Raw genomic sequence first — 23,210 nt, 5'->3', positions numbered from 1 at the left:
TACGTAACAAAAAGGCGTGTAGACAAAGGAACCTCCTTGCTTACACGCCACGGTTTTATTTATCATTCTCTTTGCTGTTTTACTAGCTGTACAAACTCCTTGCATATCCCAAGCATCTGTTCGTCATGCATCCACATACGTTCAGGATGCCATTGGACTGCAATAGTAAGACCATCTTCGCTTTCGAATCCTTCTATGACACCATCAGGAGCCACAGCAGTCACATTATAACCAGTGGGTAATGTTTTAACAGCCTGATGATGAGAGCTATTCACCAAGACTGTTTCGGCATGTAATGCCCTCTTTAAAAAACCATCTGACACCTGAATGTAATGAGAGCCATATTGCTTAGAACCGATTTGCTGATGCTGCAACGCGTTCGGATACACACTCTCAATATCTTGTACTAAGGTACCTCCGATTGTTATTGCTATCATTTGAGCCCCTCGGCATACCCCAAGCATCGGCTTACGATTATCTAATAGAGTACGGATTAGCCGAAGCTCAGCTTGATCACGTTCATAGTCTACTTCTCCAAGCCGCTGATGAGGCGTTTCTCCATATAGATGAGGGGCAGGATCAACACCACCGGTCAATAGTACGGCGTCAACAGCCTCAAGTACCTCATCGATTGGATAGAAACCCTCGTGTAATAACGGCAAAAGAAGCGGTATTCCTCCGCTTCTAATAATACCTTCCACGTAACAATGACTAGCGTAGAAGAAATGATCCACTCGATTGTCTGAAACGTACATTTTGGAACTAGCGATTCCGATCACCGGACGCAAGCCTCTCGCTCCCTTTCTACTCGCGGCGGGCGTATTTGTAATCAACGAAGCCTAATGCGTCGATTACCACGCCTTTCACATCATCCTTTTGTAACCATTTATATGTGTAATAGTAGATCGGAGTGACTGGCATTTCATTCATGAGCATTGTGTCAGCCTGTTTTAATAACTCTTTACGTTTCTCCTGATTACCTTCTGCTGAAGATTTAGCTAGGAGCTCAGTATATGTTGGATTCGACCAACCAGATTTGTTGCTACCACCTTCTGCTTTAAACACTTCTAAGAAGTTAATTGGATCATTAAAATCACCAATCCAACTAGCACGTGCAATCTGGAAGGCACCTTCCTTCATTGCTTCACGCACTACCTTTAACTCCATATTTTTCAGTTTCACTTCTACATTCAAGGTTTTGCGCCATTGATCCTGAATAGCTTGAGCAAGTTTTGCATGCAACTCATCTGTATTATACAAAAGCTCTATTTCCGGCAATTTTGTCAGTTTCTCTTCTTTTAAGCCTTCTGCCAGCAATTGTTTAGCTTTTGAGATATTATTATCTGTAAAATAGCCACTTGGGTTCAACGACATCGATGGAGGTAAAATACCAAGTGCCGCTGTTCCACCTGTTTGCACAATATTATCAATCAGTTCTTGACGATTCATCGCGTAGGCAAATGCTTGACGTATTTTTTTATTGTTGAACGGAGCCTTTTTTGTGTTAAATACATACCAGTACGTTCCCGCTGTCGCTTGGGTATGCAATTTATCTTTCAATGCACCAATCGCATCAGATGGAATGTCTCCTAGTGGAGAACCAGACCAATCTAACTCGTTGTTATCATACATGCTCAATTCTGTCGTAGAGTCCTCAATCATGTTAAACTCTAACTTCTCCAATTTTACATTCTCTTTGTCCCAATAAGTAGGATTTTTTTCAAACGTAATCTTGGATTTATGTTGCCATTCTTTCATAATAAATGGACCGTTACCAACTAATGTGGACGCATCGTTTGCCCATTTTTCATTAGCTTCTACTACCTTCTGATTTACAGGATAGTAGGTCACAGAGGACAGTAACTCTAGGAAGAATGGTGTTGGATTTTCTAGCTTTACCTCCAGAGTTTTATCATCAAGTGCTTTTACTCCTACTTGATCTAGAGTTACCTCTTTAGCATTGGCTTTTTGTCCATTCTTAATATAATAAAGCTGGTAGGCATACTCAGAACCCGTTTTTGGATCTAAGACACGTTTCCAAGCGTATTCAAAATCCCTAGCAGTTACTGCATCACCATTTGACCATGTAGAGTTGCGCAACTTGAACGTGTAGGTTTTTAAATCGTCTGAGATAACGTAGCTCTCTGCAACTGATTCATGCAGCTTGCCATCCTCGCCCAAGCGAATCAGACCATCAAAAGCAGAACGAGCAACAGCCATAGAAATTGCGTCTTGTGCTAGACCTGGGTCAGCAGTTGGTGGTTCTGTCTTAATATTGAGGCGTAATTTCTGTTCCTTCGTCCCAGCATTTGCTGTCTTTTCAGGTTTAGAAGTTGAATCTGGACTGTTTGTACTAACTACACCACACCCAGTTAGTACAGAAGTTAGAAGTAGGATAGTACAGAGGGAACGGATGGGAAATCGCTTCATCGGCTTACACTCCTCATTTTTCAAAATAACAAAAAAACATTACGTTTCTTTCTTCACGGGGGTTCATGAGGAACAGCATCTTTACACTGGATAAGAAATTGATTTTTTGTATAATCATTCATATCATAAGAGTAATAATTTCTTGTCCTAATGCGCTTTATAGGCATTCCCCTCGATGAAAACTTTTTTCTATTATAGTGGATTCATTTATTCATGTATATACAAATGTAATCAAAGGGTGGTGTTATTTCAATGATAAAATCACTAGGAGCACAGATGCTGGAAGCGACGGAAACGGCTGGTGGCGAATGGGCAATATATATAGGATCTTTCTACAGGTGAATCTTTTATGCATAAAGAAAACCAACCTTTTTACGCTGCAAAACAAACCATTGCCAAGCTAGGAAAAATGGTCTTTGACCGATACAACGTGTAAAAGGTTCATCTTATTTCTACACAAAAAGACGACCGTATCAACACGGACGCCTTTTTTCTGTTCAGGATTTTTTTATACTTATGCTTGATGCTTCTACGGCTCCGCTATAAGTTTTTGTACTTCCTCTAGCAAATCTTCTACGCCTGGTCTGTCAAACTGAGAACTACCGATGTAGGCATAGCGGATCACATGTTCCTTGTCCAATAAATACGTACTAGGAACAGCAATTCGAAAAGAATCCCACTTAAAAGGAGTAAACACCTCATACGCTTTCATTACTTCACGAGTCGAGTCTGAAAGCAAGGGAAACGGCATATTGGTGCTATCTGCATACGGTATGAGATTTTGTAATTTTTGACCCGCAATAATAACGATAGGTACACCTAGTTTGTCAAAACGAGAACAGGCAGGCTGTAAGGCTTCCAACTGTTTACGACAATTTGGACACCAGGTTCCTCGAATAAACAAGAGTAACAAAGGCTTACCCGTATATTGATCTAACCGGATTATTCCCTTTGTTGATTCCAATTCAAAATCTGGAGCTCTATGCCCGATAGACAGTCCCTTTTTTCCCATATGATCTCCCCCCTCTACTCTCTTGAGCGGTTAGTCATTTGTTGCCACACTGTCCCACTTGCTTCTTCTCCACCCTCAATTCGCTCAATAGCTAACTTAATTTGCAAGCTAATTTCGAACTCGCTATCCTCTTCAGCCTGATGTAGCGCTGGCAAGGCTGATTCATCCCCCACCTCATATAAAAAACGAGCGGCACGCCAGCGAACCAACTTATTTGAATCACGCAAAGCTTCGATCATGGCTGGAATCGCTTTAGGATTTCCTAGGTCAGATAAGGTGTCACCAGATGTTCTCCTAACGGAAGCTGAAGCATCCCGCAAAGCTAGATACAATAAAGGGAGAACCTCTTCTGTTCCAATCATCCCCAAATAAACAACAGCCAAGCGACGTATAGAAGCTTTCTCATCCTCCAGCGCTTTGTTCATCAGTGGGAGGTCCTCTTCCGTTGGCTCCATTCGCTCTAAAACAGCATAACGTTTACGCCAATCAGGATCAGTAAGCATTTCTATTGTTACCTTTTGCGGTGGTTGCGGTTTTGGCGGCTCCTGCTGTCCTCCTTGAGCTAATGCTACTTGCAGCAGCGATTGTAATCGTGCTTCATCATAAGCAGCATCCAATTCCTGAGCCACTTCCTCACCGACTTCTTTCGCATTTCCATATCGTGCGCCCTGTTCAACCCACTGACGCTCTGTAATTAAGTTAGGGGAAGTAACTCCAGCCTGCATTGCCATTTTTGCAAACCGTTCAGGAAGTCCCGTGCGGGTTTCTTCTCCATTTGCAACAATTTTTACTTGCATAGGAATATCTCTAAACATTTGCACATATACTTGTAATTCTCCAAATGCAGGTGCTTCTTCCTGATTATCCGCCCAATCACTGCCGCTCATTTCTTCTGCACCCAATATCTCCTTAGCTTCCGCTAGTATTGGTTGCCAGGCTGCATTTGGCAATCGTTCCAACGCAATAAAGTCTACAACCTGAAAGACCCCTTTAACTCCTTCTATCCCTAACAGCTTTTGGATATACTGCGGGGCATGTCCTTTTGTCTTTTGAGTAAAATTATGTTGAACTCCATTCGGAAGCTGTTCATCTAACGTCAGCTTCATCGTATTGGGACTTGGTGTAGGTTCAATGGAGCGTATTTTCATTAGCTCAACTCCTTTTCGTAATAAGTAGCCTATCTCAAGTAAGCTTTGTATCCAGCGTTACCAGTATGCTTTTCGCTAGTATAGCATATGATAATCGAGCCAATAAAACTTCACTGACAGTTTAGAGCATCCCCGTTGCTTTCGAGTTTTCTTTTATGTAAAACAAAAATGGGTCACTTTCTCACCCATTTTTACTGTGGTTATTTTCCCTATTTAACTAGCAATTCGTATGTTACTTCTGTTACATATGATTCTGGCGTATCAGGAAGTGTCATTTTTCCACGTAACTGTAACTGATGAACTCCAATTCCTAATGGTTTTAGCATCAGCCAAAAACCATCGGTAGCTGCATTAGCCTTTTTACATGTACCAACAGGAACCTCTATGTCAAGAAGATTATCATAAGGTAGCTGGATAGGAAAAATTGGGGACGAAACACGATACACTTCTGTTTTGATTGGATACCCATCCAAAACAACATTTGCCTCTACAATATGGTCTGCTAAATATTTTGCACCACCGGATAAATCTAGAGGCATACCTGTTATTTTGGGTAAAAAAATGTCATTACTCACTGCACTACATACAGGGAAAAAGATCGGCTTTTTATGAGGAATCGTACATGTACGAACCGCTGGACGTCCACTGTAACTTCCAGCCAAAAACCAAACGGGTCTTTCGTGTTGTTTTATTTGATGCACTTCTGAATAGTCGCCAGTTAGGTCCAATAATGGATGAATAGCCTTTGGAATGGAAAAAGCCCATTGCCACCATTCTATCGCCCAATCACTATAGCTTTTATAAGCCGGCTGCGAAGTTGGAGGAAAGACCCGCGGGTCAACAATAAGTTCATGACTCATTGATTTCACCTCCTGTTTTATCTTATTTCAATGTACATGAAGCGAAACGGCTGATGGTCAGGTTCGATTGTCTTTTTTGCCTTTTTTCAAAAAACAAGTCGTATGTGGTATCCTTTTTCTTTTTTTAGAATAGAATAGTTCGTGCTGTTTTTAATCTCACATTTGAATATCTCTCTTTTATCATTCGTGTTATTTTTTCTAAATGTTCAAAAATAATTAACAATTACACCCTACCTTTTTCCTTATTTTGGATCATAATAGTAAGTAGAATACCTCTTGTATTTCCAAACTTTTTGAAACTTATTTGTTTCTGCATCGTATAAACAAGTAAGAATATAAATAGGAGTTGAAAGAGTGATGAGGACGTACACATTTTTGTTCGAAACAAAAACGAACAGATGGGAAGAACGAGTAGAAGCGAACAGCATGTTGGACGCCGCTCGCAAAGCAAAAGAATTGGCTATTGAAAAATCAAAAGCCCTGGCGACCAAAATTATGTTCTCTTTTTACCACGTTCGAGCAGTATAAGAAGCTATCTTCTTTGCAATAGATATGGCAGGTGATCCACAACATGTTGTCAACAGCATATGTCCAATGAAACGCTCCCTTTCATTTAGCAAGGGAGCATTTTGTTATATAAAAAGCAGGCATACCTCTCCAATCCTTAAAACACTTGTTCTAAGAGAACTCATTTTTTCATAGACTTTTCTATTTTGCCTTCTGATGGTATACTTTTAATAATTAGAAATTTATCTAAATATCAAATTATAGAGAGGGTGCCAGCTAAGAAATGGGATTAAACGTAACTTTTAAAGCCTTATCAGACCCAACTAGGCGCCAAATTCTTGATCTACTTCGGGAAAAAGACTTAACAGCCGGAGAGATAGCTGAGCATTTTAACATGACAAAACCAAGTATCTCACATCATCTCAATCTTTTAAAACAAGCGGATTTGATTCGGGATGAACGAATGGGTCAACACATCATGTATTCACTTCACACAACCGTTTTTCAAGATGTAATGAAATGGATATTACGTTTTTCAGAGGAGGAGCGTTAGGATGAAAAAACATTGGTTTTTTATATTGATTTTTAGCATCACCATTCTCATTAGCATCTGTAGTCTCCCTTATCTGCCCAACGAAGTAGCGATGCACTGGAACGCAAGCGGAGAAATAGACCGCTATAATTCTAAATGGTATGCTGTTGGTTTCGCACCGTTTTTAATGCTCCTACTCTATGTCATGATGAACGTGCTTCCCAAATTTGATCCACGTCAGGAAACATACACTAAGACAAAGAGTACATATCTAACCACTAGATATTTATTCATTGTATTTATGCTGGTCATGCATTGTATCGTTATCTTAACTGGTCTTGGATACAACTTAAACATCGGTCTGATTGTTAACATGCTGGTAGGCTTGTTGTTTGTCCTGATTGGCAATGTAATGCCTCGTATGCAACCATCGTATTTTGTTGGGATTAAGACTCCCTGGACGTTAGCTAGTGATGAAGTCTGGCGTAAAACACATTTTATCGGTGGTAGATTATTTGTTCTGGGAGGCATTCTTGTCATTGTAAGTATCTTTTTACCTCCCTTTATTCAAAGCTGGGCACTCTTAGTGATTCTAGTAGGAACGGTAGTCATCACATATTTCTTATCCTACCTGTACTACCGTCAGATCAAGCCATAGACACCTTATCACCTCAAACATAATTCCTCTCATTTTATGTATGTAAAAACCACCGTCCAGCTAGTAGACGGTGGTTTTTACATGGGAAATGATTTGTTTTTGCCCATTCCTTATTCATATAGTTTGTACCCACATTCTCCATCTTATCTATTTAAACAAACACTAAATGAAGCAAATCACCATAGGGAAATAACGCAACCTTTCTTAGCTAATCAAACTACACAGGATTGTAAATCAGAAATCGTTGTAATAGAGAATGCCACACTAATTCATGAATCTGCTTTCTCAAATATACTCAAGCTGGCAAGAGTTTGGAACAAGCTTTCTGATAGGAAGACAATTCTGGTGGGCACAGACAACTAGTGAGAGTGCTGAGAAAATGGCACGTTTTGTACGGAATTTGATCCTGCATCCAAACAGCCTATGGAATCGATTAGATTGGAATCTATCATTGACTAGCTAGGAACATCTCCACAATCTATCATAACCTCCCTCTCAAAAAGAAGAACTCTTTACAGTTGCGAAATAGACTACTTTTCTCTGATTAGAGATTTTAGGAAGTCTATTTCTTTTTTTGACTAACTGAGACTATTGTCAGGTTGTCCTGAACTTCAATATCGTTCTTTACCCTTTAGAATGTACAAAAAACCCGATGAATTTCTTCATCGGGTTTTTTATAAAGTATGGCGGAGGGAGAGGGATTCGAACCCCCGTGACGTTGCCGCCTAACGGTTTTCAAGACCGCCCCGTTATGACCACTTCGGTATCCCTCCGTGTAGTAAATGTTGGTAACAACCTCTCAACAAAAATTATTATACCTGATGTAAATTTATTTAGCAAGAGTGAAATAAAAATTTTTTTATTTTTTTTAAAGCCCTTGAAAAATCGATTATACACTTGATAATCACTCTCATTGAATGATGGTTCATTATATGATACCATCTACATTATACCAATCATCCAATATTTGGATGTGTTCTGTTGTTAGGTGGTAATACTCGCTATAAAATTAAATCAACCGACACGTCTTACACCTGCTCAACAAGTAACCGTTCCATTTGAACAACTACATTGAAGCAATTAAACAACAAGATGCAGATACCACGGAAGTAATTGCCTGCTCATATATGATTACGCTAAAGCAGGTCCTACAAGATGCTTGGGGAGGAGATGAGAAAAAATGAATACGCAACAATATAACCCGAATACCAGCCATACACATGAGTCCAAAATTCGCACAATCCTTACCGTGCTTGGAATTATTTTAATTGCTGCCAATCTCCGTGCTGCAATAACATCAGTTGGACCTCTGATTGGTGATATCCGCAATACCACAGGTCTTACTGGCACAGTTGCGGGAATGTTAACAACCCTACCTTTGATTGCTTTTGCAATATTATCTCCTGTTACACCAAAACTAGCACGTCGATTTGGTATGGAAAAAACTTTATTTATTGGTCTACTTGTACTTAGCCTGGGTATTATCTTACGTTATCTGCCTTCGACTATTTTGCTATTTGTTGGTACAGCATTGATTGGGTTAGCAATTGCAGTCGGCAACGTTTTGTTACCGAGCTTGATCAAACGTGATTTTGCTTATAACGTAGGAATTATGACCGGTGCCTATTCTCTATCAATGGGTATCTTTGCGGCACTAGCGTCCGGACTAAGTGTTCCGATTGCACATGGATTACAACTTGGGTGGAGGGGCTCTCTATTAAGTGTTGCCTCTCTGAGCCTTGTCGCTGCATTAATATGGATTCCTCAGCTTCAACACCCTCACCTTCCAAAAGAATCATCAATAAATAAGGTTACTGAAAAAAGCATTTGGCGTTGCCCTCTTGCCTGGCAAGTCACACTCTTTATGGGTCTGCAATCGTTAGCTTTTTATGTAAGCATTTCATGGTTACCAGCTATCTTATCTGATCGCGGTTATAGTGCGGAATCAGCAGGGTGGATTTTGTCTCTCATGCAATTTGTTAGTTTGCCGGTCAGCTTTCTTGTTCCAATGATTGCTGGTCGAAGTAAAAATCAAAGTGGACTTGCTGTTCTCATTTCTCTGTTTGGTATGATTGGCTTTGCTGGGCTCCTTATAGGCAATAACGCTTTGTTGTTTCTATGGATTATCTTTATTGGATTAGGTCAAGGGGGGAGTATCAGTCTGGCCCTCACCATGTTTGCTCTGCGTGCTCCTAATGTTATGGTATCAGCAGAGTTATCTGGTATGGCCCAGTCAATAGGTTATGCACTGGCAGCTTGTGGGCCTATTTTGTTTGGATTTTTACACGATGTCACGGATGATTGGAGTCTTCCTCTCATTGGGATTGTTGTGGTTATCTTACTACAGCTACTCGTGGGCCTAGGTGCAGGTAGAGCTGCTTATGTAACACAGCTAGATAAATCGGAGAAAACCAATCATTCCTCATAAATAGTCTCTGATATAGGGCAAACTTTCATTAGGCTTGCCCTATATCAAATTCAAATTACGTATTTAAACGAACCTCGATAGGTGCTTTTCTCCACTCTTTTTCCCTGTACGAGTCACTGTATTGATATAAAACAGTTATTTGTTACCATTTCACTTCTCACGCATAAAATGTATGACGCTTGATTAGAGGGTGATTTCTTTGTCTTATCACATTCGTGTTTCCATATCTAAGCTAACGTTATATTTATTCAATGGAAACCAACCCATTCGATCATTCCCCGTAGCTTTAGGTAAAATAGTTACCGCGACACCGTACGGGAATTTTACCATTGTTAGCAAAGTTCCCTATCCGAATTCTTACCCAGGCGGACCTTTAAGTGTGTTTGGCACATATTGGTTAGGCCTCAGCAAACCTCACTATGGAATTCACGGTACCAACAATCCAGCCTCCATCGGTAAATATGTATCACACGGTTGTATTCGTATGTATAATCGTGACGTAGAGGCTCTTGCTAAACTAGTGTCAATTGGAACACCCGTCAGTATTCGCAGAGTGTGATAATAAAGGCTATTTTGTTAAAAAAATGGAGCAAGGAGCCAGATTGTGCAATAGATACTTTTCGATTTTTCTGTTCCATCTATCCGCAAGGTGTGAAACAGAGTCTCTTCATTCTTCTTTCTTATCATAAGATTATGCTATCTAAAGTTTTTTTCTTTGCGGATATCTTGCTCTCTTTCCATAAATGTGTACGTTTTCCTTCGATATGAACATGCCTCATGAACCTTGTCCCATACTTTAGTCAGACAATTCGGACATCTGTACCTTTGACGTTTTACCTCTATTTTTCTTGGCTCTCCGTCTACAATATCGTCGAACACCTGAATGCGGGTTTCGGTTTTATGAAACTTTTGGTTCCTACAAACTGAGCATTTTTTAGGGGGTTCGGTGTAAACATTCATTAGTAACCACGCTCCTCATCGAAGTATATAATTGAAAGAAATTATATCCTATTTTATTTTAATCTACTACCTAAAGTAAATCTAACTGTAATTTCCATTGCGACATGGGAAATAACTTCATACGATCCAAATGTCTATTAAACTAAGTTATGAATCTGCTTACTCTATTTTTGATGTACTATACAAATGAAAAAGCACCCTGTAAGAGGTGCGATTACAATCATTAGTATCATTTGTGTATCTATGGATTATGTTTCAATAATAATTCCGTTTAATTTGAGATTCACTGGATTAGCAATTGTGTCTCCAACTGGGCAGGTCTGCTCCAAAAATTCTACGAATGATTCTACCCGTTCTTTTGGAGCATCCGTTTTGATATGAAATGTGTATCGGATCTCCGAATACCCACGCCGGACATCAGATTTATTCATGAAGCCATCCGTATCGAGATCCCCTTCTACCTCTACCCAAAAATCGTCAAGACGAATATTAAATTTTTTGGCATATACTCTAGCTACGATAGATTGGCAGGCACCTAATGCGGAAAGTACCACTTCTACAGGATTCATCCCGGTATCTGTCCCACCCAAGTTTTTCGGTTCATCAATCGTCATCTCAAAATTTCTGGAGCGGGCCTTGACGACCATTCCATCCTGCAAATGTGAAGTTGCTTTGAATGTTTGAACAGGCATTCTGAACACTTCCTTTTGTTAGATAAATGACTGAATAACTCAAATCATATCACTTTTCTCCAATTATCATAAGATGAAAATGTTGCGCTACTTCCCTGTTATTTACCCATCAGAATAAAGGGTATTACCAGCTGACAAAGCTTATCACAAATGTAATATTCGCAGATCCCCCTCTCGTACGATTTTATTATCTAGTGAGCCATGATTATTACTACTTTATCTATTTTTCTAATAATGTAATAAAAACATTAGGTGCAACTTCGATGTCTTTTACTTCTAAAAATCCAAACTTAGAATAGAGTTTTTTTGCTGGAATATTCTTTGCACCAGTACTAACAGTTACTTTCTTTCCTTTGACTACATTCTCAATTACATAGCCAACCAAGCTTCCGGCTACACCTTTTCGGAAATGATTGGGGTGAACAACTAGTCGACAGATATCTATATGATTTTGATCAGCCGTATAAGAAATAGCCCCCACCAATTCTTCCTCAATCATATAGCCTAGAAAGATTTCGTTACATGTACGAATGGTTTCAACTGTATCTTTTAACTGTGGAATTCCGTAAAAATTAATAATGTCTGCCTCTATTTCATATGCAGGAATTTGTACGTTAAGAATTTTTTGGGCTATTACCTCGTCACCTACATGAAGATTAGTAATCATATTACCACATCCCTTACCTTCTCTTACCTTTAAGTAAACCATCAATAAAAAAAGTTTCAATACTTGAACTTTTCTATGTATTCGTTCTAGGGATACAGGTAACAAAAATACGGAGCAATGATTCAATATTGGGGGAGTGTTCGATTGACGTCTTTCTTGTACTCCCCCACGATCAAATCATCTCCCGCCCTGCGTCTGTTTCGTTCGATAAAACTCATGAAACAGCTTCATCAGTGCTCGTTTTTCGATACGCGATACATATGAACGCGAAATCCCCAATTCGCGGGCAATTTCCCGCTGTGTTTTTTCCTTGTCTTGATCTAGGCCAAAACGCCCGATGATGACCTCTTTCTCACGTTCATCTAAAATATGAATATGCTGATAAATCTTGTTACTTTCCAGCTTTAATTGCACGGCATCTACTACCTCATCTGTTTCTGTACCCAGAACATCTATCAAGGTAATTTCATTCACCCTATGAGGTTATCTGTATGATCAAACTCCTTCTGTAGTATGCAGAACATTCGAATTATATGTATATTTCGATCACATATGATCTTCTACAGATATCCACTAAAATCCTCATTCGTTAGTATGAGTGTTCCTCTATTAATCAAGTTTTCTAATCAATCCTTCGATTACTCCACTTTATTCTTACAATTCCGCCTTGATTTTGGATTATTTACATATTTCTAGACATTCAAAATTTGTATTTTCATCTAATGGTACGAACCCTTTCAAAAATAGAAGACTCAACATATACTACATTAGCGCCAATAAACCCTATTATGGAAGTGGTGATTTATTTGCCCTTTAGTAACAAAGTTGTAAATGGCGATTTTGAAACGGGAACCCTGTTCCCGTGGAGTTTTACAAATGTATCCATTACTAATCTGCAGAGTCATACCGGTTTTTTTAGTGCAATATTATTTGGAGATACAGCTAATAGTTTATTGTTTCAAGCAATTCCTGTAACACCTGGAGATAGTTTTGAATTGTTTTTATCCATTGCAAAATTAGGGAATTTAGTAAGTCCTCAAGTAAATATTGCACTTCTCTATTTAGATGTAGCAACTATCCCTGTTGGTATTGGACTAAATCTCACAATTCCCGTAGGTCACCTTCCGGATAACACAGCTAATATTTGGACTACCATCTATGAAACAACTTCTGTTGTACCAGCGACGGCTACTCAAGCTTTACTTATAATTAATAAAATTTCTGCTCTATCTACTGCAGATATAGTTGTTGATGACATCGGAATATTACAGACTAGTGGAGGGGCGACGGGCGCTACCGGCGCTACTGGTGATACTGGTCCTACCGGGGCCACTGGCTCTACTGGTCCTACCGCCGACACTGGTCCTACCGGCGCTACTGGTGACACCGGCGCTACTGGTGATACTGGTCCTACCGGCGCTACTGGTGATACTGGTCCTACCGGGGCCACTGGTGACACTGGCGCTACTGGCGCTACTGGTGATACTGGTCCTACCGGCGACACTGGTCCTACCGGCGCTACTGGTGACACCGGCGCTACCGGCGACACTGGCGCTACTGGTGATACTGGTCCTACCGGGGCCACTGGTGACACTGGCGCTACTGGTGATACTGGTCCTACCGGCGACACTGGTCCTACCGGCGCTACCGGCGACACTGGTCCTACCGGCGCTACCGGCGACACTGGTCCTACCGGCGCTACCGGCGACACTGGTCCTACTGGGGCCACTGGTGACACTGGCGCTACTGGTGACACTGGCCCTACTGGCGCTACTGGTCCTACCGGGGCCACTGGTGACACTGGCGCTACTGGTGATACTGGTCCTACCGGCGCTACTGGTGACACTGGCGCTACTGGTCCTACCGGCGCTATCGGCGACACTGGTCCTACCGGCGCTACTGGTGATACGGGCGCTACTGGTCCTACCGGAAGCTTTTCAAATTTCCAGGTTTCTGAAAATACCCCCAACACTAGTGGTAGTTCCTCAATTGTATTAAGTAGCATCCCAACCACATTAAAAACAATCACTATAACGGGAAGTTCCGCTTCAAATCGTATCTGGTTAAATGGAGCTATTGGTTGGCAAAACGGACCAAGTAATCCAGTAGTCCAATTTCAAATACTGCGTGGTACAACGGTCATTTATAGTACTGGTGATCAAAGAACCGGAACAAACACGTTGGGTACCACGAGTATAAGTCATGTTGATTTGACCCCTGGTACCGGAAATGTTACGTACTCATTGACTGCCCATATTGTTGGTGGTGGTACTGCAACAATTATTGGGGGAATCACCTTTACTGGAGCTTTATTATAGTTACGTGTGCTTCCTAACAGCCACTCACTTATGGGGTGGCTGTTTCATTATCTAGTCATTTTCACAATTAAAATCACTGATTTAGTATGATTGAGTTTGGTACATCATGAGATGAGGTAATAAAAGAAATAAATTATAGCAATCAAATTATTTAATTTCTAAATTATTTTCCATACTTTTATAATGGGATGTACAAAGATGAACAGGGGGTTAAAATTTGAAACAACTAAAAGCAATTTTAGATAAGCATAAAATTGAGATGCTAGATGATTTAATCAAATGTATCCAAATACCAAGTATAAGTACCACTGGGTCATATGAAGAAGAGGTTCATTCTTGCGCTCAACATTTAACCCAGCATCTATGCCAAATTGGGTTTGAAAATGTACAGTTATTACAAAAGAATGGTCATCCAACAGTTTATGCTGATTGGCTTCATGCAAAAGGAAAGCCTATTGTACTCATTTATGGACATTACGATGTTCAACCGGTTGATCCCTTAGAAGAATGGCACTCCCATCCTTTTCAACCGGAAATAAGAGATAATTATCTTTATGGCAGAGGAGCTACAGATAATAAAGGACAGCTATTTATGCAACTAAAAGCATTAGAAGCACTTTTCCGTACTAACCAAACATTACCTATTAATGTAAAACTTTTAATTGAGGGTGAAGAAGAGATTGGGAGTACTACTATGCCGGAAATTCTTCAAGATTATTCTGAATTATTGGTAGCTGATCTAATTGTCATCTCAGATACTGCTATGTTAGAAGAGCAAGTTCCAGCAATTTGCTACGGTCTAAGAGGCATACTAGGTTTTGAACTAAGTGTGCAAGGTCCAAACAGAGATTTACATTCTGGTAGTATTTATGGAGGAACTGTACAGAATCCTATTCATGCTATAACTCAGCTATTAGGCTCTATGAGAGATGAAACAGGCTTTATTACAATCGAAGGCTTCTATGATCATATAGTGGAACTTTCTAAAGAGGAGCGGAGAAATTTTCAATCCCTTCCTTTTTCATCTGAACAACTCAAAGCAGACCTTCATGTATCAAATTTATTTGGTGAAGAAGGATTTACACCTTTAGAAAGAGTATGGGTAAGACCCACTCTAGAAGTCAACGGAATTAGTGGAGGCTATCAAGGAGAAGGCATAAAAACAATTATTCCAGCAAAAGCAACAGCAAAAATAACTTGTCGCATAGTCCCCAATCAGAATCCTCATGATTTAAAAGCATGCATCCAAAAACATATTGAGGCTAACACCCCGCCTGGAGTAAATATAGAAATCTACTGGGATAGTCATTCGAATCCTTACTTTATCTCACCCGACCACCCTTTGATCTTACAAGCCGCTCAATCATTAGAATATGTATTTCAAAAACCTGTACAGTTTATTCGTGCGGGAGGATCAATTCCAGCGGTAGAAATGCTGCACAATCAATTTCAAATACCTATTATCCTAGTTGGATTTAGTCATTCGTCTGCTAATGTCCATTCAGCAAATGAAAACTTGTCCCTACAGAGATTTGAGGATGGTATTCTAGCACTTTGCCATTACTACCTACAATTAGGCAATGACATCGGGGACTAATCTATGACATGCTCAGGTTGACTCTCCACCTTCCTCCCCAAAAAAATGCAGTAATGATTCAATATACGTAGCTACATACATAAGAGCCGAATCCTTCATTTGGGAAAGTTCGGCTCTTTACCTTGTAACCAATGATATTCGCATTGTCTTCATAACCATACACTTTCAATTGTTTTCCTTTCCTTATTTTACATCCGTCCCCGAAATGTAAGGTCTATGTAAGATAAATGAATGCTAAATCAATTTTTGTTTTTTCAGCAATGGATATTATTATTGGTTTCTGTTTCATATTATCCTCTTCAAGACATTCTGTTTTTTCCAGACCTAATAATACTTGAAAACATAAGCCTTCTATCTGCTGCTAACCTTCCCCTCTAGCCGTAAAAAAAAGAACGATCCCCACATCGTAAGGAATCGCCCCCTATAAGTTTACGTATGATTCTTCCCAAACAATTGGCGTTTATCTCAGCCTACCTTAGAAGTGATACTTTTAAGAGTTAAAAACTCCTATAAATCTTGTGATAGACGCACCATATCTACACACTGTATGCCATTTTCAAAAATCGGTTCGTCATAATGTCTTATAAAAAAATCTCTATCAATATGAGTCATTCTAAAACCACATTTTTGATAAAGCGCTAATTGAACAACGCTTGAATTACCAGTTCCAATTTCAATTGTTTTATATTTATTCTGTTTTGCACTTTCAATGGCATGTCGTACAAGTTGTTTTCCATATCCTTTTCCATGCTGTTCTTCTTCAACTGCTACATTTACCAGTTCTACTGTTTCTGGACGAGTAGGAATAAGCACATAAGTACCTATAACTCGTCCATCTTGTTCCATAACATAGCATTGACCTCTCGATACGTATTCCATCACAAGCATCTCAGATGGATCTGCTAACAACAGTAAATCCATCGGTAAATCCTCAGATTCATGTATCATTCTAATATTCATTTCTTCACCTATTTCCGAAAATTTTATATATTATCAAAAATTGCTTCTAAAAAATATTTTACATAGATTTCGTTACAAGTGAATCAAGAATTTTGCTAGCCATCAAAACATCCTCTTAAACAAGAATATGTGTTCCTATTTTTTGATTATAAGAAGATTATGCAACGAAAAATAACGACAAGAATACAAAAGCAAAAATGTATGATGACAATTTGATGGAAAAGTCTAGAAAAAAACCGACAAGTAGTCTATTGTTATACTGTTAATTGGATTTTTTTCTAAATCAAGCATTTGTTTGCAAGTGTTTTCCAAATGAACTAGGAGGACTATTATACTAAAAAAATAACAAGTTTAATGATGGTTTTTGCGCTAATTTGTAGCGTTTTTTCGGCAAGTAATTTAGTTTATAATGAAAAAAATTCGATAAGCTTTTCCTAAAGTTAACGATTTATTAGAAGAGCCTAGCGGTAAAGAGCTCTTAATGATGCGTATGACCTACTAAAAAATAAAATTACACCATACTAAGGATTAACTATGTTAGATATTATTATCTGCTTACTTATACTAGCCTCATGTATATATGCTTTATTTAAGGTGTGGGGAAATAAAAAAGCAAGAGGAATAGCAGTGATATTGTTGGCTATAACCATTCACATGGTTTATAAAGCAATAAAAACTTATCTTAGCCAATAAAATCTTTACTCTGAATTGCCTGATTAGAAAAAACTCAAGGGTTTTGTTATCTCCTCTATTTTTAAGGTTATGGTTACTTATTTATTCTGTACGACTTGACCACTAGCAACCCTAAGCTCATCTGCCAATTGCCCAATCCTAATAGCCTTATCCTTCATCCCCATCTGATTGTAAAAAGCCCATTGCCCTTGTAAATGGCTAATAATTTCGTTTGCTATTTCTGGTTTCACTATTAATTCCTCCTCGTCATATTTAGTTAGATCATATTTCTCAATCAAACCAATAAGCTTACCTGGATAACCTGGATCAGTGGCATATCCTCCTTTGTGGATTGCATGGCAAGCAGTCTTATAGTCAGCACCTAACACGCCATGATACCGTGTAGGCTTGTCCCTCGTACCGTTACGTATTAGTTTAGAATGATCTGCAATAGACTCTCCCCAGTTGTTGTAAGCTCGGAAATTAGCTGTGATGGTTGTCCATTGACCGTTATAATTCTCCTTTGTAGGCATGGCACAGACGCCTGCTGGACCTATTCCTTTTATACCAAACAAGTTATTCCCTTGCTTAGTTAGTTCACTCTCTCCCCAAGCCGATTCAAGGATTGCTTGAGCGATGGTAAGGGAAGCAGGTATCCTTGTTTTCTTCATGTCAGCTACTGCACTAGGTGCAATCTTATCTATAAAATCTTGTGGTTTCATTACTCCACATCTCCCTTCTGAAACTAATTTTTTACCCCTGAATAAATCCCCAATAGCAGCCGTTGCCCCAATATAAGCAATCTTGTAGCTTTCAAGTATATCTCCCCATACAGTAAAGCGTTGATTGTATTATAAGTTACTCCCATCACAACAATAGCGAGAGGAATGTAATCATCGGGTACCAATTCCGCGGTTTCAGCCATGCCCCTGACACCATTACTAGCAATCACTTCCGCAAACACTAAACCAATCTCGTAGCTCTGCAATTTTAATGAAGAAAATAGGAATAACCAAAATCTTTTTGAACATCACCTTTAAATAGGCGAAAGCATATCTTACCGTAGGTTTATTTATTTCAAAAAGAAGGTAGGTTTTTACATGGCTATTTCTTATATGGACTATACCTCACCATCGACTCAATTTACCTATGACTTGAACAACAATCCTATATTCAGAAAAGATTCCCGAAACTACATCAATGAGCTATCTATCATGCAATTAAATACATTAGGAAATGCCTCTTTACTGGACATCTTTCTTAGTATCAGCAATATTGTTGAACCACACTACCATCAAAATGCTTCAGAGCTTGTCTATTGCATTTCTGGTTCTGCTGTGGTGTCCTTAATTAATCCATTCACAAATGAACTCCTAAACTTTTCCATTACACCTGGTCAAGTAGCTAACGTACCTCAGGGATGGTGGCATTATGAAATAGCAACTGTGGATAATACTCATTTACTAGCTATCTTTGATGCCCCTATTCCAGAAACAATTTTTGGATCTGACATTTTAAGATTGACCCCGCCAAGTATACTTGCCCACACCTATTGTCTTAACGAAGCTAAAGTCAAAGATACACTTGCACCAATTCAAAGTACTGTTGTAATCGGCCCCCCTAAAAACTGTAACTTACGTCAGGCTCAAGGAAAAATGCAACAACAACAATACCAAAATCCCACCTATGCTTATCCTTATCAAGGTTATTATGCAGACTATGGACAACAACAGTCATATATCACAGAGCTTCCTCCCAAAGAAACATTATAAAAAGTTTCAACAGCTTCATGAACAATTAAGTCCTTATTAATTTCCGTTGGGAGGTCACTAAGGGCTATTCCTATTATCACTTCTCTTTTTAATAGGGAACCGTAGCCTACCATGAAAAAACACCTCTCCTATTGGAAAAGGCGCTACTTGGTTATTCTTCAGATCCAGTACAGTACGTTGTCGCTTTACTCCAGGTTGTATTTTACTTGGTACCTGAGTATAGGTTTTGTCACTTTCCAAGATCAAATATATATAAATAGTCGTAATAGCCATGATTGTTGATTCACACCCTTTCCTAAGGACTAACAGACAAAAGAAAAACGCCTCTAAAGCTCTTTTAATCAGCTTCATTGGCGTTCAATTGACTTTCAACTTTATCTCTAATTTGCTTAGACACCTGCTCCATTGTTTTATCACCGGATTTGATTAAGGAGCAGTAAATCTGAACCTTTGAATCCATCACGCATTACCTCTTGATTGTAATTGTAAAAATTGTTCATATAAGATCTGTTACGGCAATCTTGGTATCTGTATTCCTTTGTCAAACTTCAAGTTTTTTTGTACATGTCTGTGACTTTGAGTATTATATCCCGCTTTTCTTATTCAAGCTGGTCGACCTGGCCTCGAAATTTTTTCTTTCTCCAACTTGCAACACGCAGTTTTTCCAAATCAGTAGACTTTACGACGTCCAAACCAGCTAAATCCTTCTTACCTTAAGTACCACTATTAGTATGATTACATTCTTCTACTGGTTTAACTGCACTTCCTTCTTCATCTGTGCACCAGGACTGCGATTGAAAAGCCAAGAAAATAGCAATCCATCTATTTTCTTCTTCAAAATGAATTAATACTCCCCCATCTTGCCAAATACCATTCTCTTGAGAAAACTCGCCAACACTTCCTTGATTCATATGAATGTTATGCATCCCATTCCCTGGTCTGAAATGGAAGTATTCATCCTCTTCGTTTTCAGGACCAAATCGTTCTCCATAAACATAAATAATTGTCTGCTTCCTTTTTGCCTCCGAGAAATAGTGATCAACTTTTTCAAACAGATCATTATCTGGACCTGGTTCTACTGCACTAAGGGGAATCATATTTTTTGAAATTAGTATATTTCCTCTAATATAGTCAAGTGCAATATCATCACGATTATCCTGTGTGATAGGTGTATAACCAAATCTCAAATTAGGAAGTTTAGTAATTTCATGTGATTTAAAATCTTCACCTACATAATACAACACTTCTGATGGTCTCTTTTTTGATTTAATATTAATTGCAAGTCGATATTTTGTTCCTTCCTCATCATTAACAAGAACCTCAATGTGCCCTTTCCTTTTACCTAACTGAGACTCAACATTTTCAACAGCTTTACACTTCAGAACACCATAACCATGATCCAAAGGCATATTATTCATCTCCTCTATAGGTTCGATATTACATAAGTAATTATTTGATAATAAAACTATTTTATTCATAAACATTCCACTTAAAACAGGCTACTCGATAGATTAAGTAGGCTGTTTATTATTTATTTGTTAGTAGTCTAATATCCACGTACCTATCTTTCCTTGTTGATCAAAGAAAAAAGCACCAACGTGGGTGCTTTTGTCCAATCTATTATTTCTTTTTCACGTTACTACTATTTATTAATGTAACCCCTGTTGGTAAATCAACCGTAAAATCTTTTTCACTAAATGTAGGGTTGAAATCGACTTTGGTTACTATATACTCATTGGTTTGTTTGTTATTGTTCCAGTTACCAGTTGACTTTAGCTCGAAACCTGTTTCTTTATCAATCCACCAGTCTTTAAATGATACATTAGGTTTCTCATTTCCTACTCTTTCTATTTTTAAAGAAATATGATATACCGATCGATTGAGTAATGACTCTTCCACAACCTGAACGGTCTTTTTCGTACCAGGAGAAGTATACTTTTTTATTTATAATCCGAAAATCCAAATCTTTTTTAACTTTATTGATATTGGCTTATTTTGGTTTATTTCGGCAATCACCTGATCAATATGTAAGGTTTGTTTTTCCTTACTAGCCGCCGTATTATTCACTGTTTCTGCTAACACTGTGGAAAATGGAGATGTTGCTGATAGCATTAAAGCCATCATACCTACTACTGCTATTGCTTGCTTTTTCATAGGAAATGTCATCCTCTCTTTTATTATTCATTTATTTGATCCAGCATAAGAGATTTTGTGACAATAAATCTTTCATTTCTACCTCAATCAGACAAATGAATAAGCTACCCTATTGTCTACCCTATTGTCTACTCTTTTATCCCTCTACTTATAGGTGGCTTTTCCATCACAAAAAAGCCTATCCTTCAGAGTAGGTTCTTCATTCACTTTCTAAAATAAACCTTAGAGGCAATGAGACGTATCTGTTTACTAGTGTATCCTCTGCTCGCTATTCCTAGAGAAACCTTTGTAAGCTTGTACACCACGCCCAGAGTGGGCGATCATACCGAAACACCTTTGGCATGAAGGGATTTGATAATTGCCCATCCTGCATTGTGATAATCACGCAGCACTTTCTGCTTCTCCTCCTCAGTCATTGGAGGGGGAGCTACGATATACACAGTTGTTTGGCCATCTTGAATTGACATATCGTATTTCATTAGGTCATCACCCCTTGATCTATCTATATGAGGTGAAGTGGGTAGGACTACCCTATATGGTACTTATTGCTAAAACCATAGTTAAGGTTGTTTACTTAAAAACTCCATGAAAGAATTGAGGAAATCCCCAGAAAGGTCAGTTCCATTTGGTACTTTTATTTTGTCTGAAATAGAAACTATGCTTAAATTCAGTCCTTTTCCCGTGAAATTATAGGTATTAACCTCGGTATTGGGATACACATCACTATAATGATCTAAGATCCCATAATCTTCTTTTTGAGAGTTATAAAAATTTGGTGCATATCTAATTGCGTTTTTCCACTCATAAGCTTCGGTATTACTAGGCGTTAATCCCATTTGGATAATAATTCCTTCTTTTTCGTTTTTATAAACTAAGGTTTTATTATTTTCTTGAAACACATCATGCTGTTCGTCAGATTCCCCTACTAGAGTTGGAACCATAGTGGAAATTTTCCAATCTCCTGTAATTTCAACATAGCCTTCTGGTTTAAAATTATTTTTAATGTTCTCATACATATTGTTGAATTTATTACGATCAACAACCACTGAATTTTTTTTATCGTTACACGAAATTAATATCAATGAAAATGCAAGCATATAACAAGCTAAAAAAAAGTAATATACCCCTTTTTTTGCAAACATCTAATCACCTTCTAATATTTGTAATTTTTATATCCACTAAATATTACCATAATGTAATCAAGAGTCAAACTTAACTAATTTTATAAAACACTCCTTAATAAAAGAAAATTATACCGTTAGGGAATGCTCCATGATCTAAAAAAAGGGCTTCGTGGAACCGTCGCCAGTATCTACGTAAATCACTTACTTATTTAAGACTGGATACCCGGAATGAGATATCTATAGTAATAAACGGATAACTCAAATGACAAAATGTACCTTAGAAAGTCTAATTGACTAATAGTTACCATAGCTAAGAGAAATAAAGTAATAAAAAACTTTTTAACTCTTATCACATTACGTTATTTATAAACACCTATAATATGGGTATTATAAGAGTTAAGCTTGCATATAATTAAAAAAACCGCAGGTGCGGGAACACCTACGTTTTGTACAATAGGCTGGCTCAGGTCACGAAGTAAGATCGTCAAGCTTTTTCAGGCTCAATGGCGACCTTACTTTTTTGTCATTTTGACAAATAGTCCAATTAAAGCAATGCTGAATGTTCCGAATGCAAACATTATCATAGGTGCTTCGTATACGGACATGAGCATCCCCAGTTGCTACCGTGACATGGGGATGAGCCAAGATCGCCATTGAGAGAGCCGATTCTATTGTACCTAATCATTATAGCCTGAATATTTTTCCTATTCTCTGATTAT

General features: G+C 38.5%; 27 protein-coding genes, 1 tRNA gene and 1 pseudogene. 11 read left to right on the top strand and 18 right to left on the bottom strand.

Features of this window, described 5'->3' with window-relative positions:
• Positions 1–62: 62 nt before the first annotated feature.
• From BrL25_RS17370 to BrL25_RS17350, 5 genes are all read right to left on the bottom strand, one after another.
• A complete protein-coding gene (locus tag BrL25_RS17370) occupies positions 63–788 on the bottom strand; it encodes a gamma-glutamyl-gamma-aminobutyrate hydrolase family protein (protein WP_018672957.1) in 726 nt (241 codons plus the stop codon).
• Positions 789–804: 16 nt separating this feature from the next.
• Positions 805–2,430: a peptide ABC transporter substrate-binding protein gene (locus tag BrL25_RS17365; protein ID WP_018672958.1), complete on the bottom strand. Its 1,626-nt coding sequence runs from the start codon at positions 2,428–2,430 to the stop codon at positions 805–807.
• Between the two features lie 529 nt (positions 2,431–2,959).
• Positions 2,960–3,442 (bottom strand): peroxiredoxin family protein, encoded by a 483-nt coding sequence (locus tag BrL25_RS17360; RefSeq protein WP_018672960.1) that lies wholly within the window; start codon positions 3,440–3,442, stop codon positions 2,960–2,962.
• Between the two features lie 14 nt (positions 3,443–3,456).
• Positions 3,457–4,590, bottom strand: a complete 1,134-nt coding sequence (locus tag BrL25_RS17355; RefSeq protein ID WP_018672961.1) for a conserved virulence factor C family protein — start codon at positions 4,588–4,590, stop codon at positions 3,457–3,459.
• 209 nt (positions 4,591–4,799) lie between these two features.
• Positions 4,800–5,450, bottom strand: coding sequence for a hypothetical protein (locus BrL25_RS17350; protein WP_018672962.1), 651 nt, complete (start codon positions 5,448–5,450; stop codon positions 4,800–4,802).
• A 357-nt stretch (positions 5,451–5,807) separates the two neighbouring features.
• Here BrL25_RS17350 and BrL25_RS25255 point away from each other — a divergent pair, with 357 nt between their 5' ends.
• The 5 genes from BrL25_RS25255 (at position 5,808) to BrL25_RS17335 (ending at position 7,610) form a co-directional block, all read left to right on the top strand.
• Positions 5,808–5,978 carry a hypothetical protein gene (locus BrL25_RS25255; protein WP_018672963.1) on the top strand — a complete coding sequence of 57 codons (171 nt, stop codon included), beginning with the start codon at positions 5,808–5,810 and terminating at the stop codon, positions 5,976–5,978.
• 262 nt (positions 5,979–6,240) lie between these two features.
• Entirely contained in the window at positions 6,241–6,510 is a 270-nt protein-coding gene (locus BrL25_RS17345; RefSeq protein ID WP_018672964.1) for an autorepressor SdpR family transcription factor, read from the top strand.
• 1 nt (position 6,511) lies between these two features.
• Positions 6,512–7,147, top strand: a complete 636-nt coding sequence (locus BrL25_RS17340) for an SdpI family protein (protein WP_018672965.1) — start codon at positions 6,512–6,514, stop codon at positions 7,145–7,147.
• A gap of 81 nt (positions 7,148–7,228) precedes the next feature.
• The gene (locus tag BrL25_RS25250) at positions 7,229–7,510 is read left to right on the top strand and encodes a hypothetical protein (RefSeq protein WP_018672966.1); all 282 of its coding nucleotides are present in this window, start codon (positions 7,229–7,231) and stop codon (positions 7,508–7,510) included.
• The gene (locus tag BrL25_RS17335) at positions 7,419–7,610 is read left to right on the top strand and encodes a DUF1266 domain-containing protein (protein WP_236847630.1); all 192 of its coding nucleotides are present in this window, start codon (positions 7,419–7,421) and stop codon (positions 7,608–7,610) included. The genes BrL25_RS25250 and BrL25_RS17335 overlap by 92 nt, the downstream gene beginning before the upstream one ends.
• Before the next feature lie 221 nt (positions 7,611–7,831).
• On the opposite strand, the gene BrL25_RS17330 is transcribed toward BrL25_RS17335, so the two are convergent.
• Positions 7,832–7,920 (bottom strand) — tRNA-Ser (locus BrL25_RS17330).
• Between the two features lie 285 nt (positions 7,921–8,205).
• On the opposite strand from BrL25_RS17330, the gene BrL25_RS26275 reads away from it, so the two are divergent.
• From BrL25_RS26275 to BrL25_RS17320, 3 genes are all read left to right on the top strand, one after another.
• On the top strand, positions 8,206–8,331 hold the full coding sequence (locus BrL25_RS26275; protein ID WP_018672967.1) for a hypothetical protein: 126 nt from the start codon (positions 8,206–8,208) through the stop codon (positions 8,329–8,331).
• The gene (locus tag BrL25_RS17325; protein ID WP_018672968.1) at positions 8,328–9,575 is read left to right on the top strand and encodes a CynX/NimT family MFS transporter; all 1,248 of its coding nucleotides are present in this window, start codon (positions 8,328–8,330) and stop codon (positions 9,573–9,575) included. The genes BrL25_RS26275 and BrL25_RS17325 overlap by 4 nt, the downstream gene beginning before the upstream one ends.
• Before the next feature lie 199 nt (positions 9,576–9,774).
• Entirely contained in the window at positions 9,775–10,134 is a 360-nt protein-coding gene (locus BrL25_RS17320; RefSeq protein ID WP_018672969.1) for a L,D-transpeptidase, read from the top strand.
• Positions 10,135–10,783: 649 nt separating this feature from the next.
• On the opposite strand, the gene BrL25_RS17310 is transcribed toward BrL25_RS17320, so the two are convergent.
• From BrL25_RS17310 to BrL25_RS17300, 3 genes and pseudogenes are all read right to left on the bottom strand, one after another.
• Positions 10,784–11,227 carry an OsmC family protein gene (locus BrL25_RS17310; RefSeq protein WP_018672971.1) on the bottom strand — a complete coding sequence of 148 codons (444 nt, stop codon included), beginning with the start codon at positions 11,225–11,227 and terminating at the stop codon, positions 10,784–10,786.
• 220 nt (positions 11,228–11,447) lie between these two features.
• Complete coding sequence (locus BrL25_RS17305; RefSeq protein ID WP_018672972.1) at positions 11,448–11,894, bottom strand: GNAT family N-acetyltransferase; 447 nt, start codon at positions 11,892–11,894, stop codon at positions 11,448–11,450.
• Between the two features lie 177 nt (positions 11,895–12,071).
• Positions 12,072–12,365 (bottom strand): annotated as a pseudogene (locus tag BrL25_RS17300) (sigma-70 family RNA polymerase sigma factor); the annotation flags it as partial.
• A 335-nt stretch (positions 12,366–12,700) separates the two neighbouring features.
• On the opposite strand from BrL25_RS17300, the gene BrL25_RS24875 reads away from it, so the two are divergent.
• Together BrL25_RS24875 and BrL25_RS17290 are read left to right on the top strand one after the other, a co-directional pair.
• A complete protein-coding gene (locus BrL25_RS24875; RefSeq protein ID WP_018672974.1) occupies positions 12,701–14,212 on the top strand; it encodes an NTTRR-F1 domain in 1,512 nt (503 codons plus the stop codon).
• Positions 14,213–14,429: 217 nt separating this feature from the next.
• A complete protein-coding gene (locus BrL25_RS17290; RefSeq protein WP_018672975.1) occupies positions 14,430–15,809 on the top strand; it encodes a dipeptidase in 1,380 nt (459 codons plus the stop codon).
• Positions 15,810–16,316: 507 nt separating this feature from the next.
• Here BrL25_RS17290 and BrL25_RS17285 read toward each other — a convergent pair.
• Together BrL25_RS17285 and BrL25_RS17280 are read right to left on the bottom strand one after the other, a co-directional pair.
• On the bottom strand, positions 16,317–16,769 hold the full coding sequence (locus BrL25_RS17285; RefSeq protein WP_018672976.1) for a GNAT family N-acetyltransferase: 453 nt from the start codon (positions 16,767–16,769) through the stop codon (positions 16,317–16,319).
• A gap of 770 nt (positions 16,770–17,539) precedes the next feature.
• Entirely contained in the window at positions 17,540–18,163 is a 624-nt protein-coding gene (locus tag BrL25_RS17280; protein WP_018672977.1) for a glycoside hydrolase family 73 protein, read from the bottom strand.
• A gap of 378 nt (positions 18,164–18,541) precedes the next feature.
• Here BrL25_RS17280 and BrL25_RS17270 point away from each other — a divergent pair, with 378 nt between their 5' ends.
• The gene (locus BrL25_RS17270; RefSeq protein WP_018672979.1) at positions 18,542–19,213 is read left to right on the top strand and encodes a cupin domain-containing protein; all 672 of its coding nucleotides are present in this window, start codon (positions 18,542–18,544) and stop codon (positions 19,211–19,213) included.
• 337 nt (positions 19,214–19,550) lie between these two features.
• Here BrL25_RS17270 and BrL25_RS26190 read toward each other — a convergent pair whose 3' ends face one another.
• The 7 genes from BrL25_RS26190 to BrL25_RS26550 form a co-directional block, all read right to left on the bottom strand.
• The gene (locus tag BrL25_RS26190) at positions 19,551–19,673 is read right to left on the bottom strand and encodes a CD1375 family protein (protein WP_018672981.1); all 123 of its coding nucleotides are present in this window, start codon (positions 19,671–19,673) and stop codon (positions 19,551–19,553) included.
• 253 nt (positions 19,674–19,926) lie between these two features.
• Positions 19,927–20,622 (bottom strand): YukJ family protein, encoded by a 696-nt coding sequence (locus BrL25_RS17260; RefSeq protein WP_018672982.1) that lies wholly within the window; start codon positions 20,620–20,622, stop codon positions 19,927–19,929.
• 211 nt (positions 20,623–20,833) lie between these two features.
• Complete coding sequence (locus tag BrL25_RS25765; protein WP_018672983.1) at positions 20,834–21,112, bottom strand: hypothetical protein; 279 nt, start codon at positions 21,110–21,112, stop codon at positions 20,834–20,836.
• A 45-nt stretch (positions 21,113–21,157) separates the two neighbouring features.
• A complete protein-coding gene (locus tag BrL25_RS25760) occupies positions 21,158–21,367 on the bottom strand; it encodes a hypothetical protein (protein WP_018672984.1) in 210 nt (69 codons plus the stop codon).
• A gap of 320 nt (positions 21,368–21,687) precedes the next feature.
• Complete coding sequence (locus BrL25_RS25245) at positions 21,688–21,846, bottom strand: hypothetical protein (protein WP_018672985.1); 159 nt, start codon at positions 21,844–21,846, stop codon at positions 21,688–21,690.
• 81 nt (positions 21,847–21,927) lie between these two features.
• Entirely contained in the window at positions 21,928–22,509 is a 582-nt protein-coding gene (locus tag BrL25_RS17250; protein WP_018672986.1) for a hypothetical protein, read from the bottom strand.
• A 494-nt stretch (positions 22,510–23,003) separates the two neighbouring features.
• Complete coding sequence (locus tag BrL25_RS26550; protein ID WP_412679213.1) at positions 23,004–23,069, bottom strand: hypothetical protein; 66 nt, start codon at positions 23,067–23,069, stop codon at positions 23,004–23,006.
• Between the last annotated feature and the right edge of the window lie 141 nt (positions 23,070–23,210).

The organism is Brevibacillus laterosporus DSM 25 (assembly GCF_002706795.1).
GTDB classification, from domain to species: Bacteria; Bacillota; Bacilli; order Brevibacillales; family Brevibacillaceae; genus Brevibacillus_B; species Brevibacillus_B laterosporus.
This window is presented reverse-complemented; position numbering and strand designations above follow the sequence as displayed.